Here is a 26,173-nt window from a genome sequence, read left to right on the forward strand (position 1 = left end):
GGGACGGGCGGGTGGGGGCGATGCCGGGTTGGGTGGGCGGGGGCGATGCCGGGTTGGGTGGGCGGGGGCGACAATGGTGGGCATGACCCTGTTCCGCGACGACGGCATCGTGCTGCGCACCCAGAAGCTCGGGGAGGCGGACCGCATCATCACCCTGCTCACCCGGGGGCATGGCCGGGTGCGGGCGGTGGCGCGCGGGGTGCGCAGGACCAAGTCGAAGTTCGGCGCCAGGCTGGAGCCCTTCAGCCATGTCGACGTGCAGTTCTTCTCCCGGGGCAGCACGCTGGTGGGGCGCGGCCTCCCGTTGTGCACCCAGACCGAGGGCATCGCCCCCTACGGGCAGAACATCGTGACCGACTACGGCCGCTACACGGCGGGCACCGCGATGTTGGAGACGGCGGAGCGGTTCACCGACCACGAGGGTGAGCCCAACGTCCAGCAGTATCTGCTGCTGGTCGGCGGGCTGCGCACGCTGGCCGCCGGGACCCACACGCCCGGTCTTGTGCTGGACGCGTTCCTGCTGCGGTCGTTGGCGGTGGGCGGGTACGCGCCCAGCTTCGCCGACTGCGCCAGATGCGGGCTGCCGGGCCCCAACCGGTTCTTCTCGGTCGCGGCCGGCGGCGCGATATGTGTCGACTGCCGGGTGCCGGGCAGCGTGGTGCCGTCCTCGGAGGCGCTGCTGCTGTTGGGCGCGCTGCTCACCGGCGACTGGGAGACGGCGGACGCGGCCGAGGCCAGGCATGTGCGGGAGGGCAACGGGCTGGTCTCCGCCTATCTGCACTGGCACCTCGAACGGGGCCTGCGTTCGCTGCGGTTCGTCCGCGAGGCGTGAGCCGGCGGCCGGGGTCGCCGGTGTCCATCGCTCCCGGGCGGGCTGGCCCCCTCGGCGTTCGTGGCTCGGGCCCGGGAGGGGATACGCTCCCCGCAGGACCGTCTCACCCCTGGAGTGCCCCATGAGCCGCCGCGGAATACTGTCCCGGCAGCGTCGCGACTATCGCGCACCCGCCCCGCATCCGAGTGGAGCCAGGCCGCCGAGGTTGCCCCGTGACCTGGTGCCCGGGCATGTGGCGATCGTCATGGACGGCAACGGCCGTTGGGCCAAGGAGCGCGGGCTGCCGCGCACCGAGGGTCACAAGATCGGCGAGAGCGTGGTGCTCGACGTGGTGGCCGGCTGTCTGGAGCTGGGCGTCAAGAACCTCTCGCTCTATGCGTTCTCCACCGAGAACTGGAAGCGTTCGCCCGACGAGGTGCGCTTTCTGATGGCTTACAACCGGGATGTGATCGCTCGACGAACGGGCCAGCTCAACGAGTTGGGCGTGCGGGTCCGGTGGGCCGGTCGGCAGCCGAAGCTGTGGAAGTCCGTGGTCAACCAGCTCAAGTACGCCGAGGAAGTGACCCAGGACAACGACGCCATGACGCTCTACATGTGCGTCAACTACGGCGGTCGGGCGGAGTTGGTGGACGCCACCTCCCGCCTGGCCCAGGACGTGGCGGATGGCCGGCTCTCGCCGGACAAGGTCAACGAGAAGACCCTGGCGCGCTATATGTACTACCCGGACATGCCGGACGTGGATCTCTTTCTGCGGCCGTCCGGCGAGCAGCGGACCTCCAACTACCTGATCTGGCAGAGCGCGTACGCGGAGATGGTCTTCCAGAACACCCTCTGGCCGGATTTCGACCGCCGCAACCTCTGGGACGCCTGCCTGGAGTACGCCTCCAGGGACCGCCGCTTCGGCGGCGCCATCCCCAACGAGGAGGAGCGCGGCGCCGCCCGCTGATCCCGGGTCGGGCGCCGCCGGACGGCGGCGCCCGACCCGATCAGGACGAGCGCTCGGCCGCGGCGCACTCGCCGCAGGTGCCGAAGACCTCGATGGTGTGGTCCACGTCGACGAAGCCGTGCTCCTTGGCGATGGCGTCCGCCCAGCTCTCCACCGCGGGACCCGCCACCTCGACCGCCCGCCCACAGGACCGGCAGACCAGGTGGTGGTGGTGCTCGCCGGTGCTGCACCGGCGGTAGACCGCCTCGCCCTCGTTGGTGCGCAGCACATCCACCTCGCCGGCGTCGGCGAGCGACTGAAGGGTGCGGTAGACGGTGGTCAGACCGACCGAGTCCCCCCGGTGCTTGAGCATGTCGTGCAGCTCCTGAGCGCTGCGGAACTCGTCCACATCCGCCAGCGCCGCCGCCACCGCGGCCCGCTGGCGTGTCGATCGACCGCGCACCGGCGGTTCTGCCGTCCCCACGGGTACCTCCTGCACGTCGTTCGCATCCCCTGCCGGCCCAGGGTAGCCCGTGCCGACGGTCAGGACCGCCCCGCCGTGACGGGGGCCGCCTCCTGGCGCGCGGTCTCGGCCGCGTGTCGGGAGCGGCGTCTGGCCAGCGGCAGCGACAGCAGCGAGACCAGGGCGAACAGCCCGATCGCCAGCAGCACGATGGTCGCCCCCGGCGGCACGTCCGCGTAGTACGACGTGGTGGTGCCCGCCACCGAGACCAGCACGCCGAAGCCGACGGCCAGCGCCAGCGTCGCCGCGAAACCCCGGCTGACCTGCTGGGCCGCCACCACCGGGATCACCATCAGCGCGCTCACCAGCAGCAGCCCCACCACCCGCATCGCGACCGTCACCGTGGCGGCGGCCGTGACCGCGAGCAGCAGGTTGAGGGTGCGCACCGGCAGCCCGGTGACCCGTGCGAACTCCTCGTCCTGGCAGACCGCGAAGAGCTGCCGGCGCAGCCCCAGGCAGACCAGCAGCACCAGCGCCGAGAGGATCATGATCGCCACGATGTCGTCGGGCGAGACCGTGGTCACCGAGCCCCAGAGGTACGAGGTCAGATTGGCCGTCGAACCATTGGGCGCCAGATTGATGATCATCACACCGCCGGCCATGCCGCCGTAGAAGAGCATGGCCAACGCCACATCGCCGCGCGCCCGGCCCGAGGAGCGCAGCAGCTCCATCGCCACCGCGCCGATCGCCGAGACGACCACCGCCATCCACACCGGGTTGGTGCTGAGCAGAAAGCCCAGCGCGACGCCGGTCAGCGCCACATGCCCGATGCCGTCGCCCATCAGCGCCTGCCGGCGCTGCACCAGATAGATCCCGACCGCGGGCGCGGCCAGGCCGATCAGCAGCGCGGAGAGCAGCGCGCGTTGCATGAACGGGTAGTCCAGCAGCTCGAACACTCCGGCGCCCGCGAGCGTGGTGGCGGTCATCACAGGATGCCCGTCTGAAGCGTCGGCTCGGCGGACGGCTCCAGCTCGTCCGACGGGTGGCAGGCGTGGCTCTCCGGCAGCTGCGCCGGATGCTCGACGGTGCGCTCCACCAGGCCCTGGGCCAGGATCACCGCGCGGTCGATCAGCGGCGCCAGCGGGCCGAGCTCGTGCAGCACCAGCAGCACGGAGGCGCCTCCCTCGACCTGTGCGCGCAGGGTGTCGGCGAGCACCCGCTGACTGGCCAGGTCGACGCCGGCCAGTGGCTCGTCCATGATCAGCAGCTCAGGGTCCGCCGTCAGCGCCCGCGCGATCAGCACCCGCTGGTGCTGCCCGCCGGAGAGCGCGTCCACCGGGTCGGTGGCCCGGTCCGCCAGGCCCACCAGGCCGATCGCGCGGTCCACGGCCGCGCGGTCGGCCCGGCGCAGCGGGCGCAGCCGCCGCCGGGCGAGACGCCCGGCCGTGACCACCTCCCGCACGGTGGCCGGCACCCCGCCGGCGGCCGTGGACCGCTGCGGCACATAGCCGATCCTGGCCCAGTCGCCGAACCGCCGCACGGGCGTGCCGAACACGGTGAGCCGGCCGCCGGTCACCGGCACCTGGCCGACGGCGGCGCGCACGGCCGTGGACTTCCCCGAGCCGTTGGCCCCGAGCAGCGCCACCACCTCGCCACGCCGCAGGGTCAGGTCCACGCCGCGCAGCACGGGCCGCCCACCCAGCTCGGCGGTGACCTCGTCGAGAGCTATGACGGGCTCTGCCTCACGCTTCATGGCCGTCTCCGCTTCCTTGGTTCGGTGGTGCGCCGGTCTTCGACGCCGGCTGTGGGGAGTGGTCCGCCCCCGTCAGGCGGCGCCGAGCGCCTCCCGCAGGGCCGCCAGGTTGTGCCGCATGACCTCCAGGTAGTCAGCGCCGGGGGAGTCGTCGGTGATTCCCTCGACGGGGTCGAGGACGTCGGTGCGCAGGCCGAGGTCGTCGGCGAGGGTCTGCGCCGTCGTGTCGCTGACCAGGGTCTCGAAGAAGACGGTGGTCACCCCGTCGTGCTCGGCGATCTCCCGCAGCTCGCGCATCCGCGCCGCGCTGGGCTCGGACTCCGGGTCGAGCCCGGTGATCGACTCCTCGTGCAGGCCGTAGCGGGCGGCGAGGTAGCCGAAGGCCTCATGGGTGGTGATGAAGGTGTCGGTCTCGACATCGGCCAGGCCCTCGCTGAACTCCTCGTCCAGCGCGTGCAGTTCGGTGACCAGCTCCTGGGTGGCGCGGTCGTAGTCGGCCATGTTGTCCGGATCCGAGTTGGCCAGCGCCGCGCCGACGCCCTGGGCGACCTGCGCGTACTTCACCGGATCAAGCCAAACATGGGGGTCACGGCCGTCGATGTCGTGGTCGTGCTCGTGGCTGTGGTCGTGGTCGTCCTCGTGCTCGTGGGCTTCCTCGTCCCCGTGGGCGTCCTCGTCCTCGTGGGCGCCTTCGTCCTCGTGGGCGTGCCCGTCCTCTTCGTGGGCGCCCTCGTCCTGGGGCTCGTGGATCTCCAGTGGGGTGAAGGCGCTGGCCTCGGCGATCTGGCCGGTGGCGGACTGCTCGATGGCCTCGTCCACGGCGGGCTGGAGGCCCTTGAGGTAGACGACCAGCGCGGCATCGGCGACCTCGGCCGTCTGCTGCGGGCTGATGTCGAGGTCGTGCGGCTCGACGCCGGGGCCCGTGAGGGTGGTGACCGAGACGTGTTCCCCGCCGATCCGCTCGACCAGGAAGGTCATCGGGTAGAAGGACGAGACCACGTTCAGCGGGCCCTCGGACGCGCCGCCGCCACCGTCGTCGTCACCGCCGCCCCCGTCGTCGAACAGGCCGCAACTGGTCAGGGTCAGCAGCGCCGCGACGGTGAGGGCGGCGGGGGCTATTCGAGCGCGAGAGCGTCGTCGTCCGGTCATGACAGCCATTTTCAAGTTAGATGGAAACGATTGTCAAACGGATCAATAGGGTGAATGACGAGAAACCGCCCGTGACCGGGATCTCCCGGTGGGGCGACGGTTTCCGTACGGCGATCTGTCCGCCTTTTCGACCACGGTTCCGGCCGTGGTTCCGGCCGGGGCGCGCGCCCGCGGCCGATCTTGGACAACCGATTTGCTGCGGCCCCCGCAGGCGCCGGTAACCTGAGGCAATTCCCTGTCTCCCCTCGTCCTGAAGAGAGCACCGTGGCCGCCGACAAGATCGACACTATCGTCAGCCTCAGCAAGCGCCGTGGCTTCGTCTATCCCAGCAGTGAGATCTACGGCGGACAGCGCGCCGCCTGGGACTACGGCCCCCTGGGCGTGGAGTTGAAGGAGAACATCAAGCGCCAGTGGTGGCGGGCCATGGTGACCTCGCGGGACGACGTGGTGGGGATCGACTCCTCGGTCATCCTGGCCACCGAGGTCTGGGAGGCATCGGGCCATGTGGCCACCTTCACCGATCCGCTCACCGAGTGCACCTCGTGTCACAAGCGGTTCCGGGCCGATCACCTGGAGGAGGCGTACGAGGCGAAGCACGGGCACCCGCCGGCGCAGGGCCTCGCCGACCTGAACTGCCCGAACTGCGGCAACAAGGGCGCCTTCACCGAGCCCAAGCAGTTCTCGGGGCTGCTGAGCACACACCTCGGCCCCGCGCAGGACTCGGCCTCGATCGCCTATCTCCGGCCCGAGACCGCCCAGGGCATCTTCACCAACTTCGCCGCCGTGCAGCAGACCTCGCGCCGCAAGCCGCCCTTCGGCATCGCGCAGATGGGCAAGTCCTTCCGCAACGAGATCACGCCGGGCAACTTCATCTTCCGTACCCGCGAGTTCGAGCAGATGGAGATGGAGTTCTTCGTCAAGCCGGGTGAGGACGAGGAGTGGCAGATCTACTGGATGGAACAGCGCTGGAACTGGTACCGCGACCTCGGTCTCTCCGAGGAGAACATGCGCTGGTTCGAGCACCCCAAGGAGAAGCTGTCCCACTACTCCAAGCGGACCGCCGACATCGAGTACCGCTTCCGCTTCGGCGGCTCCGAGTGGGGTGAGCTGGAGGGCGTCGCCAACCGCACCGACTACGACCTGGGCGCCCACGCCAAGGCGTCGGGGCAGGACCTCAGCTACTTCGACCAGGAGGCCGGCGAGCGCTGGACCCCCTTCGTGATCGAGCCGGCCGCCGGCGTGGGCCGCACCATGCTGGCCTTCATGCTCGACTCCTACTGGGAGGACGAGGCGCCCAACGCCAAGGGCAAGCTGGAGAAGCGGGTCGTCATGCGCTTTGACCCCCGTCTCGCCCCCGTCAAGGTCGCCGTGCTGCCGCTCTCCCGCAACCCGCAGCTGTCGCCCAAGGCGAAGGACCTCGCGACGGCCCTCCGTCGGCACTGGAACATCGAGTTCGACGACGCCGGCGCCATCGGCCGCCGCTACCGTCGTCAGGACGAGATCGGCACGCCGTTCTGTGTCACGGTCGACTTCGACACCCTTGAGGACAACGCGGTCACCGTGCGTGAGCGCGACAGCATGAAGCAGGAGCGGGTCTCGCTCGACCAGGTGGAGGGCTACCTCGCCTCCCGCCTGATCGGCTGCTGACCGATCTCCGTCGGACACCGGGCCCGGCCCCCCGTGACCCCACGGGGGGCCGGGCCGCGTCGCGCCGGGGCGCACAATGGGAGACCGGCCGCCACCCCATGACGAAGGAACGCGCGATGGGCAAGACCTTGCAGATCGGCCCCCACCCGGTGGACCCGCCGGTGGTGTTGGCGCCCATGGCCGGGATCACCAACGCCCCGTTCCGCACGCTCTGCCGCGAGTTCTCCGGCGGGCGCGGCCTCTTCGTCAGCGAGATGATCACCACCAGGGCGCTGGTGGAGCGCAACGCCAAGACCATGCGCCTGGTGCACTTCGACGAGCGGGAGAAGCCGCGCTCCATCCAGCTCTACGGGGTGGACCCGGAGACGGTCGGCCGCGCCGTCCGCATGATCGCCGACGAGGACCTCGCCGACCATATCGACCTCAACTTCGGCTGCCCCGTCCCCAAGGTGACGCGCAGGGGCGGCGGTTCGGCGCTGCCCTACAAGCGGCCCCTGCTGCGCGCCATCCTGCGCGACGCCGTGCGCAACGCGGGCGGCCTGCCGGTCACCATGAAGATGCGCAAGGGCATCGACGACGACCATCTGACCTATCTGGACGCCGGCCGGATCGCCGTGGACGAGGGCGTCACCGCCATCGCACTGCACGGCCGCACCGCCGCCCAGCACTACGGCGGCGAGGCCGACTGGTCGGCGATCGCCCGCCTCAAGGAGGCCGTCCCCGAGATCCCGGTGCTCGGCAACGGCGACATCTGGTCGGCCGATGACGCGCTGCGGATGGTCCGCGAGACCGGCTGCGACGGGGTGGTCGTCGGACGCGGCTGCCTGGGCCGGCCCTGGCTCTTCGCCGACCTGGTCGCAGCCTTCGACGGCAAGGGCCGGGACGCCTACACCCGGCCCTCGTTCCGCGAGGTCGCCGAGGTGATGCTGCGGCACGCCCGGCTGCTGGGCGAGTGGCAGGAGGACGAGGCCAGGGGCGTGATCGACTTCCGTAAGCACGTCGCCTGGTACACCAAGGGCTTCACGGTCGGCTCGGACGCCCGCCGGGCCCTGGCCACGGCCGGCTCGCTGGACGAACTGGCCGCGCTGCTGGACGGGTTGGACCTCGACCAGCCCTGGCCCACCGGCGCGGACGGGCCCCGTGGCCGCACCTCGGGCCGCAACCGCGTCGTCCTCCCCGACGGCTGGCTCGACGACCCCGACACGGCGGCCCACATCGGCGCCGACGCCGAACTCGCCACCTCCGGTGGTTAGTTCACGATGACGCCGCAGACGCCCCCCGCGCGGCAGATCCGCGCGGCGCACACCCCCGACACCCTCACCGTCTACCAGGCGTACCCGCCGTCGATCGGCCGGCCGGCGGCGCGCGACGGACGCTTCCCCGCGAGCTGGAAGCGCGAGCGGATGACCTGGATCAAGCCGTCCTTCCTGTGGATGATGTACCGCTGCGGCTGGGGCGCGAAGCAGGGCCAGGAGACCGTCCTCGCCGTCGAGATCAGCCGCGCCGGCTTCGCCTGGGCGTTGCGCCACGCCTGCCTCTCCCACCACGACCGGGCCGTCCACGCCGACCACGACGCCTGGCGGCGCGCGCTGCGCGCGGCCCCGACCCGCGTCCAGTGGGACCCCGAACGCGACCTGCTGCTCCGCCCGTTGCCCTACCGTTCCCTGCAACTCGGGCTCTCCGGCGAGGCGGTGGCCCGCTATGCCGACGAGTGGATCGTCGCCATCGAGGACATCACCCCGCTGGCCCACCGCGTCCACGGCCTCGTGCGGGACGGCGACCTCGACGCCGCGCGGGGCCTGCTGCCCGCCGAACCCCCCTGTCCCGTCGACGAGTCGGACCTGGCGCACCTGCTGCCGAGCCGGGGCGAGTCCTAGGACACGCCGCCTTCGAGGGCCTCCAGCAGGGCGAACGGGGCAGCCGCCGCCCAGGCCTGGGGCGAGCAGGCGTGCGGGTAGGGGACGGGCGCCGGGTGTTCGTCGCGGCCGTAGCCGGTGATGACCTCCGGCATCCGGTAGTCGTTGGCCGCCGCCAGCGCCAGCAGCCCGCCGGCCAGCTTCCCGGCCCGCTCGTGCTGGCCGCAGCGGGCCAGGCCGAGCGCGGCGATGGCGCTGTCATGCGGCCAGACGCCGCCCCGGTGGTAGGAGAGCGGATGGTAGGCGTCCTGCCCGGCGGCCACCGTGCGGATGCCCCAGCCGGAGAAGAACGCCGGCTCCAGCAGCCGGGCCGCGACGGCGTCCGCGCGTTCGGCGTCCAGGATGCCCGTCCACAGCAGCTGCCCGGCGTCCGAGCCGAGCGTCTCGACGCGACGGCCCTCGCCGTCCAACGCCAGGGCGGGGAACCGCTGTTCTGGCAGCCAGAAGTCGGCGAGGAAGCGGGCGCGCAGCGCGTCGGCCGAGGCGGTGAGCCGGTCCGCGTACTCCGGGTCCGCCCAGACGCCACGGGCCAGCTCGGCCGCGCGGGTGAGCGCCGCGTAGGCGTAGCCCTGGGCGACGCCGGCCACGATGGTGCCCCTGGCCGGCGAGCCGTCGGGGAAGCAGATGGCGCCCGGGGAGTCCTTCCAGCTCTGGTTGGCCAGGCCGCCCTCGTCGGCGCGGTAGCGGAGATAGCCGTGTTCGCCCAGGCCGCCGTGGTCGAACATCCAGGAGACCGCGGCCCGCGCCTCGCGCTCCAGGCGGTGGGCCAGCTTGTCGTCCCTGGTGCGTTCGGCGTGTTCGCCCAGCAGCACCAGGAAGAGCGGGGTGCTGTCCACCGCGCCGAAGTACCGCCCGTAGGGGACCTGTCCGAAGTGCGCCAGCTCCCCGTGGCGCACCTCGTGGACGATCTTCCCCGGCTGGGCGATACGTTCCGGCTCCTCCTCGGTCGCCTGGGTGGCGGCCAGCGCCAGCAGCGTGTCACGGGCCAGTTCCGGGTGGGTGGAGAGCGCGAAGAGCGAGGTGATCAGCGCGTGCCGGCCCAACAGCGTGAGGAACCACGGGACTCCGGCGGCCGGCACCCGCAGCGTCTCGCCCTCGGCGCCCGCGACCGGCAGCAGCAGCGAGGCGAGGTCGGCGTGCCCCTGTGCGCAGGCCCGCGTCAACTCCGGCAGGTCCGTGGCGAACCGGGGCGCCGGCCGCCGCTCGCCCGGCTGCCGCTCGGCCGCCTGGTCGCGCGCGCCATGGGGATGGGCCACCACCCGCAGCTCCAGCGTCCGTTCGCCGTGCGGCGGCAACTCCACGCGCCAGCACAGCCGTCGGGCGCCGCTGCCGGTCTCCTCGACGGCGTCGGGCGCCGGCTCGGCGGTGATCACCGTCCGGGAGTGCCACTCCCGCCGGCGGTAGCCGAACTCCACGCCGTCGGGCAGCGCCTGGCGGGTCCGCACGGCGTGCGGCTTCTGATACCAGCGGTGGTCGTCACGCAGTTCGAACTGGTCGGCGAAGTCGGCGTCCACGGTGATCGCCACCAGCGCGGTGACCGGCTGGGCCGCGTTCCCGTTGATCCGGATCCGCTCCGTCAACTGGCCCTCGCTCAGAGTCTGTTCGCGGAAGAGGGTGAGCGCGGGGGAGTCCGTCCTGCCGCCCGGCGGGGTGAGCACCGCGCTGGCGCTGGCCGGGTTCGGGCCGCGCGGCCCACCGGCCGTGGGGACCAGCACGGTCGGCGTGCCGCCGTCCACGGTGAGCTGCCAGCGGCTGAGGTGCCTGGCGTCGCGGGCGAACAGTCCGTCGGGGCTGCTGCCCCGCTCGCCGGTGATGTCACCGCCCTCGCCCACGGCCGCGAACGTGCCGTCCTGGACGAGTAGACAGTGGTGCGTCGGGATCACCGCGACTCCTTCTATGAACTTGGGATGGGTGGTGGCGTCAGTCGGACGGGACGGGGACGAGCCGCTCCCGGTGCCGACGCTCGATGCCCGACCCGCTCGCCGGCGCGGGCGGGTCGGCCAGCAGATCGATGGTGACGGCGGCGGTCCAGCTGAAGTCCCGGGTGCCGCGGGCCTCGCCCGAGGCCGGGTCCACATACTCCGCATAGCCCGAACTCGCCGCCGATGAGACGAGGTTGGCGCGCAGCGCGTTGGCCAGCAGCAGCTCGCCATGGCGTCGAAGACCGCGCTCGATCAGCCAGTTCACGTTGAACCAGGCCGGCCCGCGCCAGTAGCGGGCCGGGTCGAACGAGGCGCCCGTCAGGTCGTAGCTGGGCACCATCCTGGTGGTGTGGCCGAGCCCGAAGCGCGGCCCGCGCGCGGTGGCCACCAGCGCCCGCACCGTCTCGTCAGGCAGCCCCGGCAGGATCAGCGGCAGCAGACCGGCCGCGCTGTACTCGTGGATGGCCTCGCCGGCGATCACGTCCTGGCTGAGGAAGAGGCCGGCCTCGTCGTCCCAGAGCCGCTTCACCAGCGCGGTGGTCAGCTCCTCGGCCCGGACCAGATGATCGCTCGGGTCCCGGCCGAGCGCGCCGGCGATCGCGGCCAGCGCGTGCTCCGACATCGCCAGCAGCGCGTTGACGCCCGGATCCTCCACGGCGAACCGGTGGCAGCGGCTCCCGTCGTGGTAGCCGTGGTCGCGGTAGTTCTCCGCCAGCCGGACATACCGCCCGTAGTCGAGATCGGTGGGGCGGTCGGCCGGACAGCTGTGGTCCAGATCGGCGCGGTGGAACGTTTCGCTGCCGACCGGCTCGATCCGCGACAGCGGCGCGTCCCAGCACGGGCTGTTGTCCATCCCCGACTCCCAGGGGTGGACGATCGACGCCAGCCCCTGCCCGCCCAGATCCCTCGCCTCGGTGAGATACCGCTGCCAGGCCACCAGCCGCGGGTAGACCCGCCGTAGGAACCCCCGCCTGGCGGAGGTGGCCGGATCGGCGCGGTGCGTCAGCCAGGCCGCCAGCGCGTGCACCGGCGGCTGCACCAGTCCTGAGGTCTCCACCTCGCGCGGCGCCCCGGCCGCGCCGCCGGCCGTCGACGAGCGCCAGAAGTCCGGGCTGGGGAAGTACGCCGTCAGGGGAACGGACGGGTTGAACACGATGTGCGGCACCCGGCCGTCGTCCCACTGCGCGTCCAGCAGCGTCTCCAGCTCGCGCTGCGCGCGCAGCGGCCAGAGGTGGCGCAGGCCGATGGCGATGAACGCCGAGTCCCAGCTCCACTGGTGCGGGTAGAGGGAGCGGGAGGGGACGGTGGAGGCCCCGGCCCAGTTCCCCGTGAGCACGCGGCGCGCTTCGTTGTATGCGGTTGAGTGCGGGCTGGTGGACTGATCAGCGCGATCCACGTGAACTCCGATGGACTTCTGGCGCTGTCGTCGGGGCGCGACGGCGCGCGATGTTTTGTCGAAGGTACCGTAGAGTTACGTCTACTTAACACGCAAAAGTACCGCTGTAATATCTACTTCACAAGCTCCGGGGGGTGAGAAATCCCGCCCAGGGGAAGGCAGCGGGCATGAATCAGTCGAGCGCGGGCCACTTGCTATGGCTGATCCGCAGCGGGCGGGCGAGCACCCGGGGAGAGCTTCAGCGGATCACCGGACTCTCCAGGTCGACGGTCGGCCAGCGCCTCGACCAGCTCTTCCGCGCCGGCTGGGTCAAGGAGAGCGCGGGCGACCCCGTCGAGGCCCCGACGGGCGGACGGCCCGCCGTCCGGCTCAGGTTCGACGTCTCGCACGGCGTGGTCCTCTGCGCCGACCTGGAGACCCGGCACGCGCGCGCCGCCGTGCTCGACCTCGGCGGCACCGTTCTCGCGGAGCACTCGGGCGCGCTGTTGATCAACCAGGGGCCCGACGAGGTGCTGGACCGGCTGGCCCAGTGGTTCGTGATGCTGCTGGAGAAGGCCGGGCTCGCGCCGGCCTCCGTGTGTGGCATTGGTCTCGCCGTCCCAGGGCCGGTCGACACCTCCCTCGGCCAGGTCGTCCAGCCGCCGATCATGCCCGGCTGGGACCGCTACCCCCTCGTCGACCGGATGCGCGCGTCCTTCGCCGCGCAGGTCGGCGAAGCCGGCGCGGCGATACCGGTGTTGGTGGAGAACGACGCCAACCTGATGGCCTACGCCGAGCAGCGCGAGGGATTCCCCGACTGCTCGGCGTTTCTGCTGGTCAAGGTGTCAACGGGCATCGGCGCCGGGGTGGTTGTGGACGGCGAGATGTACCGCGGCTTCGACGGCGCGGCCGGCGATATCGGCCATATCCGACTCAGTGACCATCCGCGCGCGCTCTGCCGCTGCGGCTCCTACGGCTGTCTGGCCGCGGTGGCCAGCGGCCGGGCGCTCGCCGAACAGCTGACGGCCGCCGGCGTGCCGACGGCCTCCGGATCCGGGGTCCGTGACCAGCTCACCATCGGTCAGCCGGACGCGGTGCGGCTGGCCCGCGAGGCGGGCCGCCTGGTCGGCGGCGTCCTGGCCACCGTGGTCACCCTGCTCAACCCGGGCGTGCTGATGATCGCGGGGGACCTCGCCGGCCCCCCGTTCCTCACCGGCGTCCGCGAGCTGCTCTACCAGCAGGCGATGCCCCGGATCACCACCTACCTCCAGGTGGTCACCTCCCGCCTCGGCGAACGGGCCGGCCTGACGGGTGCGGCGGCCATGGTCGTCGAATCCCTCTACGCGCCTGACCGGGCGGACGAACGGCTCAACGGGACATAGGAAAACTCCCGTTATGGGATGCCGAGCGGCTTTCACGCGCGTGATGCCCGCCACGTCTGATCCCGTCCATGCTCAGATGAGCGATTGGCGGGGTAGTCTCCCGTCGTCAGGGCAGACACCCCCGCCTCCTCGGGAGTGTGTGACAACGTCGTGGCCCGCCGCCACACCTCAACCCTCAGCGGCGGCGGGCCGGGGCGCCGGGCTCAGTAGGCGCCGTTGACGTTGTCCATCGACCCGTAGCGCGCGGCGGCGTAGTTGCACGCGGCGACGATGTTGGAGACCGGGTCGTAGATGTTCTCGCTGGTCCCCTCGACGTGGTACTGCTCGAACGTCGGGTCGATCACCTGGAGCAGGCCCTTCGACGGAATATTCTTCTCCGCGTTGGTGTCCCACAGGTTGATGGTCAGCGGGTCGCCGCTGGACTCGCGGATCAGGTTCCGGTAGATGCCGTCGTAGCTGCCGGGGATGCCCTTCTCGTCCATCACCTCAAGGGCTTCCTTGATCCACCCGTCGAGCTGTTCGGCTGACGCCGGAACGGGCTTCGGCTGCTCGTGCTGCGGAATCACGACCACGGAACCGTCCGCGTTGTACTCCGCGCCCCGGCCCTGCTCCTCGACGACCTCTTCCTCGGTGGCCGCTTCGGCGGCCTCCTCGGCGGCGGGCTCCTCGGTCTCCTCGTTCTCGTCGGCGGTCTCGTCGACCTCTTCGACCTCTTCGGCGGCTTCGCCGGTGTCGGCGGCGTCTGTTTCGTCCGTGACGCCGGTCTCGTCCGGTTCCTCGTCCTCGGTGCCGGTGGTCGCCTTCCCCAGCGGGCCGCCGGGGCCGTGCGGGGCGAACGCGGTCGGGGCCGTGGTCTGGGTGGCGGCCTGGGGGATGCTCTGGCCGGTGGCCTCGGCGGCCATCGCCGTGGTGGCGAAGGGGAGCGTCAGGGCCGTGGCGCCGACGGTCACGATGCCGGCCATCACGGCGCTGCGCGTCATGGCGCGACGGGTGCCGTTGGTGCTGACGGTCATGCGCGTACCTCTTTCGGGGCGGGGATGTCTGCCGAGCCACCGTGGGGGTGGCGATCGCAAACATGACCCAGGCTTCATCCCGGAGGCAAAGGTGTGACCTGCGAAGACGCGTCGTAGACCGGGCCGATGGTCCCGCCCCCACCGCCCAGACGTTTCCTGGCCCGAGGGCCCCTGGCCGCCTCCTAGGCGGCCTCGCAGATGACCGAAGTCCTGTGCCCGCCCTCACAGCGCGAGCGCCCCGATCTCACCCCGGGTGAGCGGGCCACGGCGGGGCGTCGCCCCCCGCGCCCCCCGCTTCCGCACCCGGGGGTGAGCCCCACCCCGGACACGGTGGGTCGCCCCCTGGTGACCCGGCAGCCCGGGCCGACAGGGTGAGGGGCATGGGAACCAGGAGAACGACGACGGGGTGGCCGAGGCGCGCGGCGGTCTACGGTGTCGCGGCAGCCGTCCTCGCGGGGGCGGCGGCGACGGGGAGCGCGGCGACGGAGCGGGGCGAGGGCGGCGGAGACGGGCTGCGACGGGATGTGGAGGCGATCGCGGAGGCCGGCGTCACCGGGGTGCAGGCCCGCGTGACGGGGGCCGACGGCGGCTCGCGGGTCGCCACCGCCGGCGTCGCCGACCTGGCGACGGGCAGCCCCGTCGCCGCGGACGGATACTTCCGGATCGGCAGCACCAACAAGACCCTCGTGGCGACCGTGGTCCTCCAACTCGCCGCCGAGGGAGCGCTGTCCCTGGAGGACCCGGTGGAGGAGTGGCTGCCCGGCGTCGTCCAGGGCAACGGCCACGACGGCCGCCGGATCACCGTCCGGCATCTGCTCCAGCACACCTCGGGCGTCTACGACGGCGACTACCCCAGCCGGGGCGGATCGGCCGAGGGCTACTACGAGAACCGGTACCGGATCCACACGCCGGAGGAGATCGTGGCCGCCGCCATGAGCCATCCGCCCGAGTTCCAGCCGGAGGACGACCGCTGGAGCTACTCCAACACCGGCTACGCCGTGCTCGGCATGGTCATCGAGCGGGTCACCGGACGCGCCTGGCACGAGGAGGTCGACGCCCGGGTGCTGACCCCCCTCGACCTGCGCGACACCGTCTGGCCCGGCGTCTCCCCGAGCCTGCCGGAACCCCATGCCAAGGGCTACACCCGCTTCGCGCCAGGCGAGGACCTCGTGGACACCACCGAGCTGATCGACGCCGACGCCTCGGGCGGCTACCTCTCGACCACCGCGGACCTGGACCGCTTCGCGCGGGCGCTCTTCGACGGGACGCTGCTCGGCCCGGCCGAGCTGGCCGAGCTGACGGACACCGTGCCGGTCGGCGAGGACGACACCCCCTGGCCGGGCGCCGGCTACGGCCTGGGGATCTTCGCGCGGCCACTGCCCTGCGGCGGCACCGTGTGGATCCCCAGCGGGGACCAGATCGGCTACCGGACGCGGATCGGCGTCACGGAAGACGGGCGGCGCAGCGTCGTGGTCTCGATGTCCACCCAGCTCCAGGACTCCGCCGACAGCGCCCTCGGCCAGGAGGCGGCGGCCACCGCGCTGATCGACAACGCCCTCTGCGGAACGGGGGGCTGAGCACCGCGCGCGCCGGCACCGTCCCGCTCAGCGCGTGCCGAGGCGGGCGTCGAGCCTGGTGCCCACCGTGGCGCACTGGGCGCGGATGGTGTCGAGGAAGGCGGCCAGGACGGGGGAGCGGTCGTCCGCTCGGAAGGAGAGGGCCAGCTCCGGCAGGGGGGTGCGGGGGGTCACCTCGCAGAGCCAGACGTCGGCCCGGGCCGTCAGTCTCATCCGGGACGGGCCCAGGCCGATCCCCACCCCGCAGGCCGCGAGGCCGATGATGGTGTGGACGTCGCGAGCCACGGTCGCGGCGTCCAGCTCGTGGGCGAGGCCGCTCGGGAGAGCGCGCAGCCAGGCGGCGATGCCCGGTTCCTCGTCGTCGGGGGCGACGATCAGCTGTTGGTCGCGCAACTGCTCCAGCGTGATGGTCCGCTGTCCGGCGAAGGGGTGCGCGCGGCCGACGACCGCCACCAGATGGTCGCGGCCGATCGGCACGGAGACCAGCGACTCGACCCCGGCGCCCCTGGGCGCGCCCAGCCCCACCGCGACATCAAGCTCGCCGGCGAGCAGCGCGGCCGTGCTGTGGCTGGTGCCCATCTCCTGGAGGCCCAGCCGCACCTGGGGCCGGTCCCTGCCGAAGCGGCCGAGCACCGTCGGGAGCGGTTCCAGCAGCGCCGACGCGACAAAGCCGAGGCGCAGCCGCCCCGTCTCGCCGCGTGCCGCGCGCCCCGCGTCGAGAGTCGCGGCCGAGATCTCCGCCAGCGCCCGCCGCGCCCGGGCGAGGAACGCCCGGCCGGCCGCCGTGGGGAAGACGCCGTGCGGGGTCCGGTCGAAGAGCCGCGCGCCCACCTCCTGTTCCAGGGCGGCGATCTGTTTGGACAGGGGCGGCTGGGCGATCCCGACCGAGGCGGCGGCCCGGCCGAAGTGCTGGTGGTCGGCCAGCGCGACCGCGTACCGCAGGTGTCGTGCCTCCATGGGACGGGCTCCGTTCCGGACGTTCATCGGTCGGCGCGTCCGATAGCCCATGGGTATCGGACGGCGCCTTGTCAGACATACCAGTGGATCACGCTGGCCCCCGGCCATGGGATGGGGGCATGGCCTCCCACCGCACCGATACGGTGTTCGTCCTCGTCCACGGCGCCTGGCACAGCTCCTGGCAGTGGGCCGAGACCCAACGCGCGCTCGCCGCGCGGGGCGCCGCCAGCGTCGCCGTCGACCTGCCGGGACACGGCTTCGCGGCTCCGCTGCCCGCCGGCTACCTCGCCACCCCCCAGACCGGGCTCACGACCGAACGCTCCCCGTTGGCTGATGTCACGCTCGACGCGTTCGTCGACGCCGTGCTCGACACGCTCAGCGCCGTCCACGGCCGCTACCCCACCACCGTCCTCGTCGCGCACAGCGCCGGTGGCGGCGCCGCCTCGCTGGCCGTGGAACGCGCGCCCGAGCTCGTCGACCGGCTGGTCTATGTCTCCGGGTTCGTCCCGGCCGGACGGCCGAGGTTCCTCGACTACATCACCGCACCGGAGAACGCCACCTCCCTCGGGCAGGGGCTGACCGTCGGCGACCCGGAACGGATCGGCGCGGTCCGCATCAACCCGCACTCGCCCGACCCTGCCTATGTGGAGGAGCTGCGCGGCTCCTACTACCACGACCTGCCGGCCGAGCGGTTCGCGCGCTGGCGCCTGGCGCTCAGCCCCGATCTGCCGCTCGCCGTCCCCGCGACGCCGATCACGCTCACCGCCGAGCGCTGGGGGCGCGTGCCGCGCACCTATCTGCGCTGCTCGGAAGATCGCGCCCTGGTGCCGGCCACCCAGGACCTGATGGTCGCCGAGGCCGATGCCCTGACCCCCGACCACCCGTTCGAGATACGTCAACTACCCAGTGGGCACAGCCCGTTCGCCACCCATCCCACGGAGCTCGCGACGCTGTTGACGCGGGGTCCCGTGTGACGCGCACCGCCACGAGGCGTCGGCTGTTGCTCCCCGTGGTGCTGAGCGCGACCTTCGTCCAACTGCTCAGCGTCACCGTCGCGCAGGTGGCCACGCCGGAGATCCGCGCCGACCTGGCGGCGGGAGTGGGCGCCGGGCACCTCGTCCTAGCCGGCTACACCCTCGCCTACGCCTGCGTGTTGATCACGGCCGCGCGGCTGGGCGACCGCTGGGGCTACCGGCGGCTGTTCGTCGTCGGCACCGCCGGCTTCGCCCTCGCCGCCACGGCCTGCGCGTTCGCCCCGACGATCGAGACGCTGATCGCCGCCCGGCTGGCGCAGGGGCTGGCGGCCGGGCTGGTCACCCCGCAGGTGTTCTCGCTCGTCCAGACCGCGCTCCCTCCAGTGCGCCGGCCGCGCGCGCTCGGCCTGCTCGGCGCGACCATGGCGGTCGCCTCGCTGACCGGGCCCCTCCTCGGCGGACTCCTCATCGGCGCCGACCTGTTCGGGCTCGGCTGGCGCCCGGTGTTCCTGCTGCCGGTGCCGGTCGCCCTCGCCGCGCTGGCCGGCGCGGTGGTGCTCCCGCCCGGCGGGGCCGCCGGCTGGCCGCGCGTCGACTGGCTCGGCGCCGCCCTCGTCATGGCGGGGCTCGGCCTGCTGGTGCTGCCGCTGTCCGTGGGGCCCGGCACCGGCTGGCCGCCCTGGACCCTCGCCTGCCTGCTCGGCGCCGCGCCCGTGCTCGCCTGCTGCGTCCGGGCGCAGCGGCGCGGCCCGGCACCGTTGATCCACCCCGACGTGCTGCGCGACCGGGGCGCGCGGACGGGGGTCGTGCTGGTCCTCGTCTTCAACGCCGGCGTGCCGTCGTTCACCTATCTGCTGTTTCTCCATGTGCAGTCGGTCTCCGGGTACTCGGCGACCGAGGCCGCCGTCCTGTCCCTGCCGTTCGCCGGCGCGGCGATCGTCGGCAGCGCGTCGGCCGTGCACCTGACGCCCTTCCTCGGCGGACGGCTGTTGACGCTCGGCGCTTCGCTGCTCGCCCTGACGATGGGGGTGCTCGCCGTGGCCGTCGGGACCACGCCCGAGAGGTGGGCCACCGTGCCGGCGCTGGCGGTGGGCGGGGCCGCGTTCGGCGCGTTCACCGCGTCCGTCTTCGCCCTGGTGCTGGCCCGCGCGGCCCCGGAGGCCGTCGGCTCGGTCTCCGGGGTCCTGCCCACCGCCCAGCAACTCGGCGGAACCCTCGGCATCACGCTGGCCACCCTCGCCTACGCCGCGCCCGCCTCGACACCGGCGGGCGCGTGGCGGCACGCGATGCTCTACCAGGCGGCCGTGTTCCTGCTCGCCGCCGCGATCAGCCTGCGGCTGGCCCCTGCCCGCGCGCGCCGGCGCCCCGGCTGAGCGCGAGGGAGAGCGCCGCGCCGGCCAGGCAGACCAGGCCGGCGACGGCCAGCGCGGCGTGCAGGCCGCCCAGCGTGGCCGAGACCTCGTCCGCCCCCGGCGCGAGCGCGGCGGTGCGCGCCGTCACCACGGCCGCGAGCCCCGCCGTGCCGATCGCCCCGAGAAACTGCGGCAGTTGCGCCAACCCGCCGACCACGCCCCGCTCGTCGTCGGCCACCCCCTCGGTCATCACGCTGACAAAGGCGACAACGGCCAGCACATGGCCGAAACCCATGGCACCCGACGTCACGAGCAGCAGCGGGAGACCGCCGTCGGCCGGCAGCAGCACCATGGCGCCGGTGCCCGCCCCCTGCACCGACAGGCCGGCCGTCAGGGTGCGTCGGGTTCCCATCCGGAGGGCGACGCGGGCCGCGATCAGCCCGGCGACCAGCGCGGCGCCGCCCTCCGCGAGAAAGCCAAAACCGGTCTCCAACGGCGAGTAACCGAGCACATCCTGCATATAGAGGCTCAGCAACACCGTGACGCCGCCGCACATCCCGAACGTGACCAGCCCCAACAGGCCGCCCCAGGCGAGGGTGCGGCGCCGCAGCAGTGCCAGGGGCACCAGGGGCGCCACCTGGCGGGCCTCGACCGCGACAAAGCCCGCCAACAGGACGCCGGCGCCGCCCAGCGCCGCCAGCGTCACCGGCCGCCCCCAGCCGGCGTCGGCGCCGGCGGTGACCCCGTAGACCAGGGCGAAGAGCCCGCCGCTCACCAGCGCGGCGCCCGGCACGTCAAGGCGGGTCGCCGGCCCCCGCCCGACGTCCCTGGGCAGCACCAGCACCCCGCCGACCAGCACGGCCAGCGCGATCAGCAGCATGATCACCATCGTCCAACGCCAGTCGAGGGCGCTGGTGATGACGCCCCCGCCGATGGTGCCGACCACGAAGCCGAGCGACAGCAGCGCGCCGTTGACCCCCAGCGCCCGGGTCCGGCGCGGGCCCTCCGGGAACGACGCCGTCAACAGCGAAAGCGCCGCCGGGCTGATCATCGCCCCGGCCACCCCCTGGCCCACCCGGGACGCGACCAACGCGCCCGGCACCGGGGCGAGCCCGGCCGTCAGCGAGAACACCGCGAGCAGCGACAGCCCCAGCAGGAACAGGTTCCGCCGGCCGACCAGGTCGGACAGCCGCCCGAAGAGCAGCAGCAGGCTGGCCGTGGGCAACAGGCACGCGGTGGCGACCCACTGAAGATCACCGGTGTTCGCGAAGCCGAGCGCGGCGCCGATCTCCGGCAGCGCGACCGCCACGATGGAGAAGTCGAGACCGACGACGAACGTCGCGCCGCACAGCGTGACGAGGACCAGCCAACCGCGTGCGCCGAGGCGTGCCTCGGCGTCGCTCGGCGCCAGGGATGGGACCGCTGTCACGACTCCGCCTTCCGGGACGGGGGAACGGCGCACCGCGTGACGGCGCACCACGGGGATCGGTGCGCCGCCACGCTGCCGAACGGCGCGCGCCGGAACGAGCCCCCCGTCCCTCGTACGCGCCGGGTTCCTACGCCGGCCGTGCCTACCCCTGGCGGGGGCAGGCTGGGCCTGGCCGGGCGCGCCACAATGGGCGCCATGGAGCAAGGTCAGCGGTTGGGGGACTTCCTCCGCTCCCGCCGGGCGCGGCTCACCCCGGCGGACATCGGCCTGCGCGACTACGGCGGACGGCGGCGCGTCCCCGGGCTGCGACGCGAGGAGTTGGCCCAGCTTGCGGGGGTGAGCGTCGCCTACTACACCCGGCTTGAGCAGGGCCAGAGCCATAACGCGTCCGACACGGTGCTCGACGCGCTGGCCCGGGTGCTGCGGCTGGACGACGACGAGTCGGCCCACCTCCACCGCCTCGCCCGCCACCCGCCCAGGGCCCGACGCCGGCCCCGCCCGGAACGGGTGCGCCCCGGGGTGCGGACGATGGTGGAGTCGGTGGGCGACCTGCCGATGCTCGTCTTCGGCCGAGGCACGGACGTGCTGGCCTGGAACCGCGTCGCGCACGCGCTGCTGGCCGGCCACCTCGACCTCGACGCGCCCCACCACCCGGAACGGCGCCCCAACCTCAACCGGCTGCTCTTCCTCGACCCCCACACCCGCGACCTCTACGCCGACTGGCACGCCAAGGCGCGGGACGCCGTCGCCGACCTCAGGCTCACCGCCGGCCGGCACCCCGACGACCCACGCGTCATGGAGCTGATCGGTGAACTGACCCTGAGAAGCCGGGAGTTCAGCGTGCTGTGGAACGCCCACGCGGTGCGGGTCTGCTCCCACCACACCCGCACCTACCACCATCCGGTGGTGGGCGTGCTGACGCTCGCCACGGAGATGACCGTCCTCCCCGACGACGACGGCCAACGGCTCGCCATCTTCCACGCCAGGCCCGGCTCCCCGTCGCAGCAGGCACTACGCCTCCTGCGGGGGCTGTGACGGGCGGACAGCGCGGCGTCGGCAGGCGGACGGCGCGGCGTCGGCGTCAGTCGGCGTCGAGGCGGAAGAACTCCGCGGCCGCCAACCGGACGGCGGAGCCCGGCCGCAGCAGCTCGACGGTGTCGGGCCACCGCTCGGGGGGCGGCAGTTCGAGCGCGGCGCGGAGCGACGCCGCGAACCGTGGCATCACGGGGAACGCCACGGTGGCCAGGAGGCGGGCGGCGGCGAGTTCGAGCGCGATCGTGGTCCGGTCGTCGTCCCTCCACTCCGCGTCGTCCGAGATCGGCCGCTGCGCCCCGCCGAAGTGGACGGTGTCGGTGACGAGCCGCTGGAGTCCCTCGGCGGCCCGCCGCAGCGAGAAGCCGTCCGGCCCCAGGGCGACGGTCAGGTCGGCCAGGCGAGATCCCAACAGGGCGAGGAAGGCGGTGTGTTCCGGCGTCCAGTTGCCGGCGTCCGGTGCGTGCCCGCCGTGCCGCCGGTCGACGCGGGAGCCGAGGTCGTTCAACCACGCCTGCCAGGTACCGACGAGCTGCTCGCTCACGACCGCGTCGAACGCCTCGCGCCGGAAGTCCGTGCGCTCGCCCTCCGCGCGGGTGCTGGAGAGGAAGAAGCGCACGGCGTCCACGCTGCCGGGACGCAGGATCTCCTTGCCCCAGATGGCGTGCCTCCTGCTGGTCGAGAACTTGGCGCCCTCCAGCAGGTAGAACTCGTTGACGTGGTAGTCGATGTCGGGACGCCACTCGGGGAACGCCAGTCGGTACAGCGCCGGGTAGAGCACCGCGTGGTAGAAGCTGTTGTCGTAGCCGAAGAAGTGGACGATCTTCCACTCCTCGCGTGGTTCGAGGGCGGACCAGTCCTCGCCGAGCTCCCGCCCGAGGCGCTCCACGCCGTGGAGGAAGCCGAACGACATCTCCGGCCAGACCCAGATCACCTGGTCCGCCGCCTCGTGGTCCGTGGGCGGAATCCCCCATTCCGAGGGGTGGCTCACCGCGATGTCGAGGTCCTTCCGCATGCCCAGACGGTGCGCCAACTCGCGTAGCCGCGCCGGCACTCGGCCCTCGCGATGGTGCTCTCGCACGTCGTCGAGCAGCTTCCCGAGGGAGAGCGTGAAACGCGGCACGGTGGCGCGGCGCGGAGGCTCATCCGAGAGTGCGGAGCGCGGGTTGACGAGGTCGACGACCTCGTTGGGCTCGCCGCACTCCTCGCAGATGTTGCCTCCGGTCGCGGCCCCGCAGTGCGGGCAGCCGCCGCTGACGTCGGCCTCGTACAGGTAGCCCCCGCCCGCGCCGTCGAGCAGGGCCGCTGTGTCCTGCCAGGTCACCGCCCCGGAGTCGACGAGTCGGGAGAAGTACCGCCGCAGGTCGTCCGCGTACCCGGGGCTGGTACTGGTCGCGGTGTACCGGTCGGGCGCGATGTCCATCAGCCGCAGCGTCTCCGCGATCTCGGCGCTGAACCGGGCGGCGATCCGGTCCGGTGTGGTCCCCTCGCGCCGGGCGGCGGAGGGGACGTAGCTCTGGAAGTCGTCGCTGCCGCTCAGATGCCAGGCGCGGACCCCGTTCATCCGCTGGAAGCGCACATAGGCGTCGGCGCCGAGGTAGGGGCCGGACAGGTGTCCCAGATGGAGGTCGCCGTTGGGCGTCGGTGGGGTGGAGAAGACGAAGACCGGACGTTCCCCGACGCCGACCCGGGCGGAGGCCGCGGCCAGGGCCCGCTCCGGATCCCTGCCGTACTGGGTCAGAAAGACCAGATCGTCCGTTCCCGTGTTCTCCAGGACATGTGACTCGAACGGTTCGAAGCGGGCGACGGTGCCGGGGCCGACGGGGTGGCGGACGCCGGCGCCGGCCACGATGGCGCCGTGGCCCGCGACGATGACGAACGTCTCCGTCTCGTCGTGGTGGTGGCTCTCGGTGCGGCTGCCCGGGGGCACCCGCCCCCAGCTCGCCCCGCCACCCAGCCCGTCCACCGCTCGCATCTCGATGCCGAACGCCTCCTGGAGTTCGGCGGGGTCGTACCGGTCGATCATCATGCTGGTGACCTTTCCGCGCTGTGGGGAAGCCGCACCAACTCCGCCGCCTCGGCGGCGATGGCGGGCGCGAGTCGGTAGCCGGCGCCGTTGCACGCCCCGGCGAACACCAGGCCGCCACCGGGGTCGAGCGGGGTCACCACGGGCTCCCGCGAGGGGCTGTAGGCGTCACAGAAGGCGCGCCCCGAGACGGCCGTGCCGACCAGCTCGGGGGCGTACCGGCCCAACACCTCGCGGGCCTCACGGAGGTTGTCGGCGGACACGTCCGAGGCGAGGGCGTCGGGCTCGACATCCCACTCCCGGCAGGTGTAGCTGAACAGCCAGTGGCCCCGGTGGTGCAGGGGCAGCAGGAAGGCGTCCTCGTCGTGGAAGACCGTCACGTGGTCGCCGTCGCCGGGCCGGATGTCGAGATGCAGGGCCACGACCTTCTTCACCCGGATGCCCAGCGGCTCGACGTGTTCCCGCCACGGCCCTGACGCCGCCCAGGGGCCGGGGGCGAGTACGGCACGTCGGGCCCGCACGCGCTCGCCGTTGCCCAGCGACAGGACCACCGCGTCGTCCTCCAGGGCCAGGCCCGTCACCCGCACTCCCTCCCGGACCGAGACACCCGGATGGAACGTTCGCGCCAGGTGCAGGGTGAGTTGGTGGGCGTCGGCGTACTGGCAGGCATCGCCCTGCCAGACCACCTGCCCCGCCGGGACCGTGATCCTCGGGTCCGGAACGCCGTCCACCCGCCGCAGCCGGGCACTGTCGAGATAGGTCCGGTCGACCTCCGCCGCCGAGGACTCACTCGCCAGCACGGTCATGGGCAACCCACGGATCGGCACGGCGGGTTCCCGCGCCAGCAGGCGCGCGTAGTGGTCCTGGCTGTGGGACGCCATCCGGCGCACCCGCTCCGTGGCGCCGCGCGGCAGGTGCAGCGCGGCGGACCGCCGGGTCGCGCCGGAGGCCAGGCCGTCCCGCTCCAGCACCACCACCGAGGCGTCGGGGGCGTCGCGCAGGACCGCGTGGGCGGTCGTGCAGCCGATGACGCCGCCGCCGACCACCGCCACATCCACTGTCGTCCGCATCGTCGTGCTCCTCCGCTCACGGGTTGGGGGCCGACGCCTTCGCCGACCATTCGATGAAGGAGGGCAACTGCTCGTCGCCGCGCCGCCCGCGGAGGCGGTCGACGATGCGCCGGCTCCGCCAGGCGTTGAGGCTGAGGTTGACATCGGCCAGCCCGCGCTGCCCGCGGACCGCGTTCTGGAAGAAGATGTCGTGCCCAGGGGGGCCGTCCCAGCGCGCCGCGAAGTCGGCATCCACCCGCGGCTCGTTCCCCTCCCACTCCAGCCGGTCCGCCAGCGGGCCGAGGAAGTCCAGGGGGGCGGGCGCGAACCCGGTCGCCCACACCACCACGTCGGCCTCGAAGCGCTCCTGGGCCGCGGGGCGGTCGCAGTGCCGGGTGGTGACGACCCAGCTGCCGTCCACCCCCGGGGACAGCCCCGTCGTCTCCCGGTTGGGATACAGCCCGACGAGGTCGTCCAGGCCGTCGACGAACCTGCGGGTGTAGAGGCTCTGGTAGACCGAGCGCAGGGTGCTCTCCGAGATCCCGTCGCTGCTGAGGACGTATCTCCTGTTGAACGCCTCCCGCGCCCTGGGTGGCAGAGCGTAGAAGTACTCCGAGTGGCACGGCATGAAGAAGTCGTTGGTGAACGGCGAGTCGTCGATGGGGAAGAAGTTGCGCCGCCGCGAGATCCACGACACCCGCCGGGGCTGGTCCGCGCCCTGACGTGCCACGAGGTACTCGAACGCCTCGGCGCCGGACTGGCCGCCGCCGACCACGACCACCCGCTTGCCCCCGGTGCCGGGGGTGTGCTGGAGGAACTCGCTGACGTGGAAGTTCGTGGCGCCCAGATGGGGCACGGCGTACTCGGGCACCCAGGGGCGGTTGCCCACCCCCACGACGAGGTTGTCGCCCGTCACCGTTCTGCGGTCGGTCCGTATCCGGAACACCCCGTCGAAGTCGATCTCACGGACGTTCTCGCCGAAGACGACGTTCTCGTTGTGCCGGCAGGCCCAGTCGAGGTAGTCGCGGAACTCCTCCCGCGCGACGGAGGCGAAGCTGGCGTTGATGAAGTGGTGGATCCGCCCCTGGTCGTGCAGGTAGGCGAGGAACGAGAACGGGTTGGTCGGATCGGCCAACGTGACCAGGTCCTTGAAGAGCGAGACCTGGAGCGAACTGCCGGGAATCTGCTGCCCGTCGTGCCAGCTGAAGCTCTCCTTGCGATCGAGGAAGAGGTTCGACAGCGAGGGAACCGGGTGGAGCAGTGAGGCGAGGCTCAAGTTGGCTGGTCCGGCGCCGATGCCCACGCAGTGGTAATGGTCCTGCTGAGCCTCGGATTTCTCATGACGCATGTGCCGACCTCTCTTGTCCGTGGTGACCTCGAACACGGGAGACAGGGCGCTT

General features: G+C 72.6%; 22 protein-coding genes. 10 read left to right on the plus strand and 12 right to left on the minus strand.

Translation table 11 applies throughout. From position 1 onward, the window contains the following. Nucleotides 1-82 precede the first annotated feature (82 nt). Nucleotides 83-832, plus strand: coding sequence for a DNA repair protein RecO (recO, locus tag K4G22_RS22260; RefSeq protein ID WP_228082108.1), 750 nt, complete (start codon nucleotides 83-85; stop codon nucleotides 830-832). 121 nt (nucleotides 833-953) lie between these two features. After that, nucleotides 954-1,778, plus strand: a complete 825-nt coding sequence (locus tag K4G22_RS22265) for an isoprenyl transferase (RefSeq protein WP_228082109.1) — start codon at nucleotides 954-956, stop codon at nucleotides 1,776-1,778. 40 nt (nucleotides 1,779-1,818) lie between these two features. Here K4G22_RS22265 and K4G22_RS22270 read toward each other — a convergent pair whose 3' ends face one another. The 4 genes from K4G22_RS22270 to K4G22_RS22285 form a co-directional block, all read right to left on the minus strand. After that, complete coding sequence (locus tag K4G22_RS22270; RefSeq protein ID WP_228082110.1) at nucleotides 1,819-2,241, minus strand: Fur family transcriptional regulator; 423 nt, start codon at nucleotides 2,239-2,241, stop codon at nucleotides 1,819-1,821. 59 nt (nucleotides 2,242-2,300) lie between these two features. Beyond that, nucleotides 2,301-3,176: a metal ABC transporter permease gene (locus tag K4G22_RS22275; RefSeq protein ID WP_228084191.1), complete on the minus strand. Its 876-nt coding sequence runs from the start codon at nucleotides 3,174-3,176 to the stop codon at nucleotides 2,301-2,303. A gap of 29 nt (nucleotides 3,177-3,205) precedes the next feature. Next, the gene (locus K4G22_RS22280; RefSeq protein WP_228082111.1) at nucleotides 3,206-3,973 is read right to left on the minus strand and encodes a metal ABC transporter ATP-binding protein; all 768 of its coding nucleotides are present in this window, start codon (nucleotides 3,971-3,973) and stop codon (nucleotides 3,206-3,208) included. 72 nt (nucleotides 3,974-4,045) lie between these two features. Next, nucleotides 4,046-5,122 (minus strand): metal ABC transporter substrate-binding protein, encoded by a 1,077-nt coding sequence (locus K4G22_RS22285; RefSeq protein WP_228082112.1) that lies wholly within the window; start codon nucleotides 5,120-5,122, stop codon nucleotides 4,046-4,048. A gap of 264 nt (nucleotides 5,123-5,386) precedes the next feature. Between K4G22_RS22285 and K4G22_RS22290 the strand changes: the two genes are divergently transcribed. From K4G22_RS22290 to K4G22_RS22300, 3 genes are all read left to right on the plus strand, one after another. Then, complete coding sequence (locus K4G22_RS22290; protein WP_228082113.1) at nucleotides 5,387-6,769, plus strand: glycine--tRNA ligase; 1,383 nt, start codon at nucleotides 5,387-5,389, stop codon at nucleotides 6,767-6,769. A gap of 116 nt (nucleotides 6,770-6,885) precedes the next feature. Next, nucleotides 6,886-8,022, plus strand: coding sequence for a tRNA dihydrouridine synthase DusB (gene dusB, locus K4G22_RS22295; protein ID WP_228082114.1), 1,137 nt, complete (start codon nucleotides 6,886-6,888; stop codon nucleotides 8,020-8,022). 6 nt (nucleotides 8,023-8,028) lie between these two features. Continuing rightward, the gene (locus K4G22_RS22300; RefSeq protein ID WP_228082115.1) at nucleotides 8,029-8,646 is read left to right on the plus strand and encodes a DUF4291 domain-containing protein; all 618 of its coding nucleotides are present in this window, start codon (nucleotides 8,029-8,031) and stop codon (nucleotides 8,644-8,646) included. Here the strand turns inward: K4G22_RS22300 and K4G22_RS22305 are convergent. Then, on the minus strand, nucleotides 8,643-10,565 hold the full coding sequence (locus K4G22_RS22305; RefSeq protein ID WP_228084192.1) for an amylo-alpha-1,6-glucosidase: 1,923 nt from the start codon (nucleotides 10,563-10,565) through the stop codon (nucleotides 8,643-8,645). The genes K4G22_RS22300 and K4G22_RS22305 overlap by 4 nt on opposite strands. Before the next feature lie 40 nt (nucleotides 10,566-10,605). Continuing rightward, nucleotides 10,606-12,003, minus strand: coding sequence for an MGH1-like glycoside hydrolase domain-containing protein (locus K4G22_RS22310; protein ID WP_228082116.1), 1,398 nt, complete (start codon nucleotides 12,001-12,003; stop codon nucleotides 10,606-10,608). Between the two features lie 167 nt (nucleotides 12,004-12,170). On the opposite strand from K4G22_RS22310, the gene K4G22_RS22315 reads away from it, so the two are divergent. Beyond that, on the plus strand, nucleotides 12,171-13,364 hold the full coding sequence (locus K4G22_RS22315) for an ROK family transcriptional regulator (protein WP_228082117.1): 1,194 nt from the start codon (nucleotides 12,171-12,173) through the stop codon (nucleotides 13,362-13,364). Between the two features lie 203 nt (nucleotides 13,365-13,567). Here K4G22_RS22315 and K4G22_RS22320 read toward each other — a convergent pair whose 3' ends face one another. Then, the gene (locus K4G22_RS22320; protein WP_228082118.1) at nucleotides 13,568-14,377 is read right to left on the minus strand and encodes a transglycosylase SLT domain-containing protein; all 810 of its coding nucleotides are present in this window, start codon (nucleotides 14,375-14,377) and stop codon (nucleotides 13,568-13,570) included. A 380-nt stretch (nucleotides 14,378-14,757) separates the two neighbouring features. On the opposite strand from K4G22_RS22320, the gene K4G22_RS22325 reads away from it, so the two are divergent. Next, nucleotides 14,758-15,954 carry a serine hydrolase domain-containing protein gene (locus K4G22_RS22325; RefSeq protein ID WP_228082119.1) on the plus strand — a complete coding sequence of 399 codons (1,197 nt, stop codon included), beginning with the start codon at nucleotides 14,758-14,760 and terminating at the stop codon, nucleotides 15,952-15,954. A 27-nt stretch (nucleotides 15,955-15,981) separates the two neighbouring features. Here K4G22_RS22325 and K4G22_RS22330 read toward each other — a convergent pair whose 3' ends face one another. After that, entirely contained in the window at nucleotides 15,982-16,911 is a 930-nt protein-coding gene (locus K4G22_RS22330) for a LysR family transcriptional regulator (protein ID WP_228082120.1), read from the minus strand. A 119-nt stretch (nucleotides 16,912-17,030) separates the two neighbouring features. Here K4G22_RS22330 and K4G22_RS22335 point away from each other — a divergent pair, with 119 nt between their 5' ends. Together K4G22_RS22335 and K4G22_RS22340 are read left to right on the plus strand one after the other, a co-directional pair. Further along, nucleotides 17,031-17,885: an alpha/beta hydrolase gene (locus K4G22_RS22335; RefSeq protein WP_228082121.1), complete on the plus strand. Its 855-nt coding sequence runs from the start codon at nucleotides 17,031-17,033 to the stop codon at nucleotides 17,883-17,885. Then, nucleotides 17,882-19,258 (plus strand): MFS transporter, encoded by a 1,377-nt coding sequence (locus tag K4G22_RS22340; RefSeq protein ID WP_228082122.1) that lies wholly within the window; start codon nucleotides 17,882-17,884, stop codon nucleotides 19,256-19,258. The genes K4G22_RS22335 and K4G22_RS22340 overlap by 4 nt, the downstream gene beginning before the upstream one ends. Here K4G22_RS22340 and K4G22_RS22345 read toward each other — a convergent pair. Further along, entirely contained in the window at nucleotides 19,212-20,666 is a 1,455-nt protein-coding gene (locus tag K4G22_RS22345; protein WP_228082123.1) for an MFS transporter, read from the minus strand. The genes K4G22_RS22340 and K4G22_RS22345 overlap by 47 nt on opposite strands. A 195-nt stretch (nucleotides 20,667-20,861) precedes the next feature. On the opposite strand from K4G22_RS22345, the gene K4G22_RS22350 reads away from it, so the two are divergent. Then, entirely contained in the window at nucleotides 20,862-21,701 is an 840-nt protein-coding gene (locus K4G22_RS22350; protein ID WP_228082124.1) for a helix-turn-helix domain-containing protein, read from the plus strand. 46 nt (nucleotides 21,702-21,747) lie between these two features. Here the strand turns inward: K4G22_RS22350 and K4G22_RS22355 are convergent, their stop codons facing one another. From K4G22_RS22355 to K4G22_RS22365, 3 genes are read right to left on the minus strand one after another with little or no spacing between them, the layout of a single operon-like run. Further along, on the minus strand, nucleotides 21,748-23,727 hold the full coding sequence (locus tag K4G22_RS22355) for a class I tRNA ligase family protein (protein ID WP_228082125.1): 1,980 nt from the start codon (nucleotides 23,725-23,727) through the stop codon (nucleotides 21,748-21,750). After that, the gene (locus K4G22_RS22360; protein ID WP_228082126.1) at nucleotides 23,724-24,794 is read right to left on the minus strand and encodes an NAD(P)/FAD-dependent oxidoreductase; all 1,071 of its coding nucleotides are present in this window, start codon (nucleotides 24,792-24,794) and stop codon (nucleotides 23,724-23,726) included. Before K4G22_RS22360 ends, K4G22_RS22355 begins: the two co-directional genes overlap by 4 nt. Nucleotides 24,795-24,810: 16 nt before the next feature. Next, nucleotides 24,811-26,121, minus strand: coding sequence for a lysine N(6)-hydroxylase/L-ornithine N(5)-oxygenase family protein (locus tag K4G22_RS22365; protein WP_228082127.1), 1,311 nt, complete (start codon nucleotides 26,119-26,121; stop codon nucleotides 24,811-24,813). Between the last annotated feature and the right edge of the window lie 52 nt (nucleotides 26,122-26,173).

The organism is Streptomyces profundus, assembly GCF_020740535.1.
Lineage (GTDB): Bacteria > Actinomycetota > Actinomycetes > Streptomycetales > Streptomycetaceae > Streptomyces > Streptomyces profundus.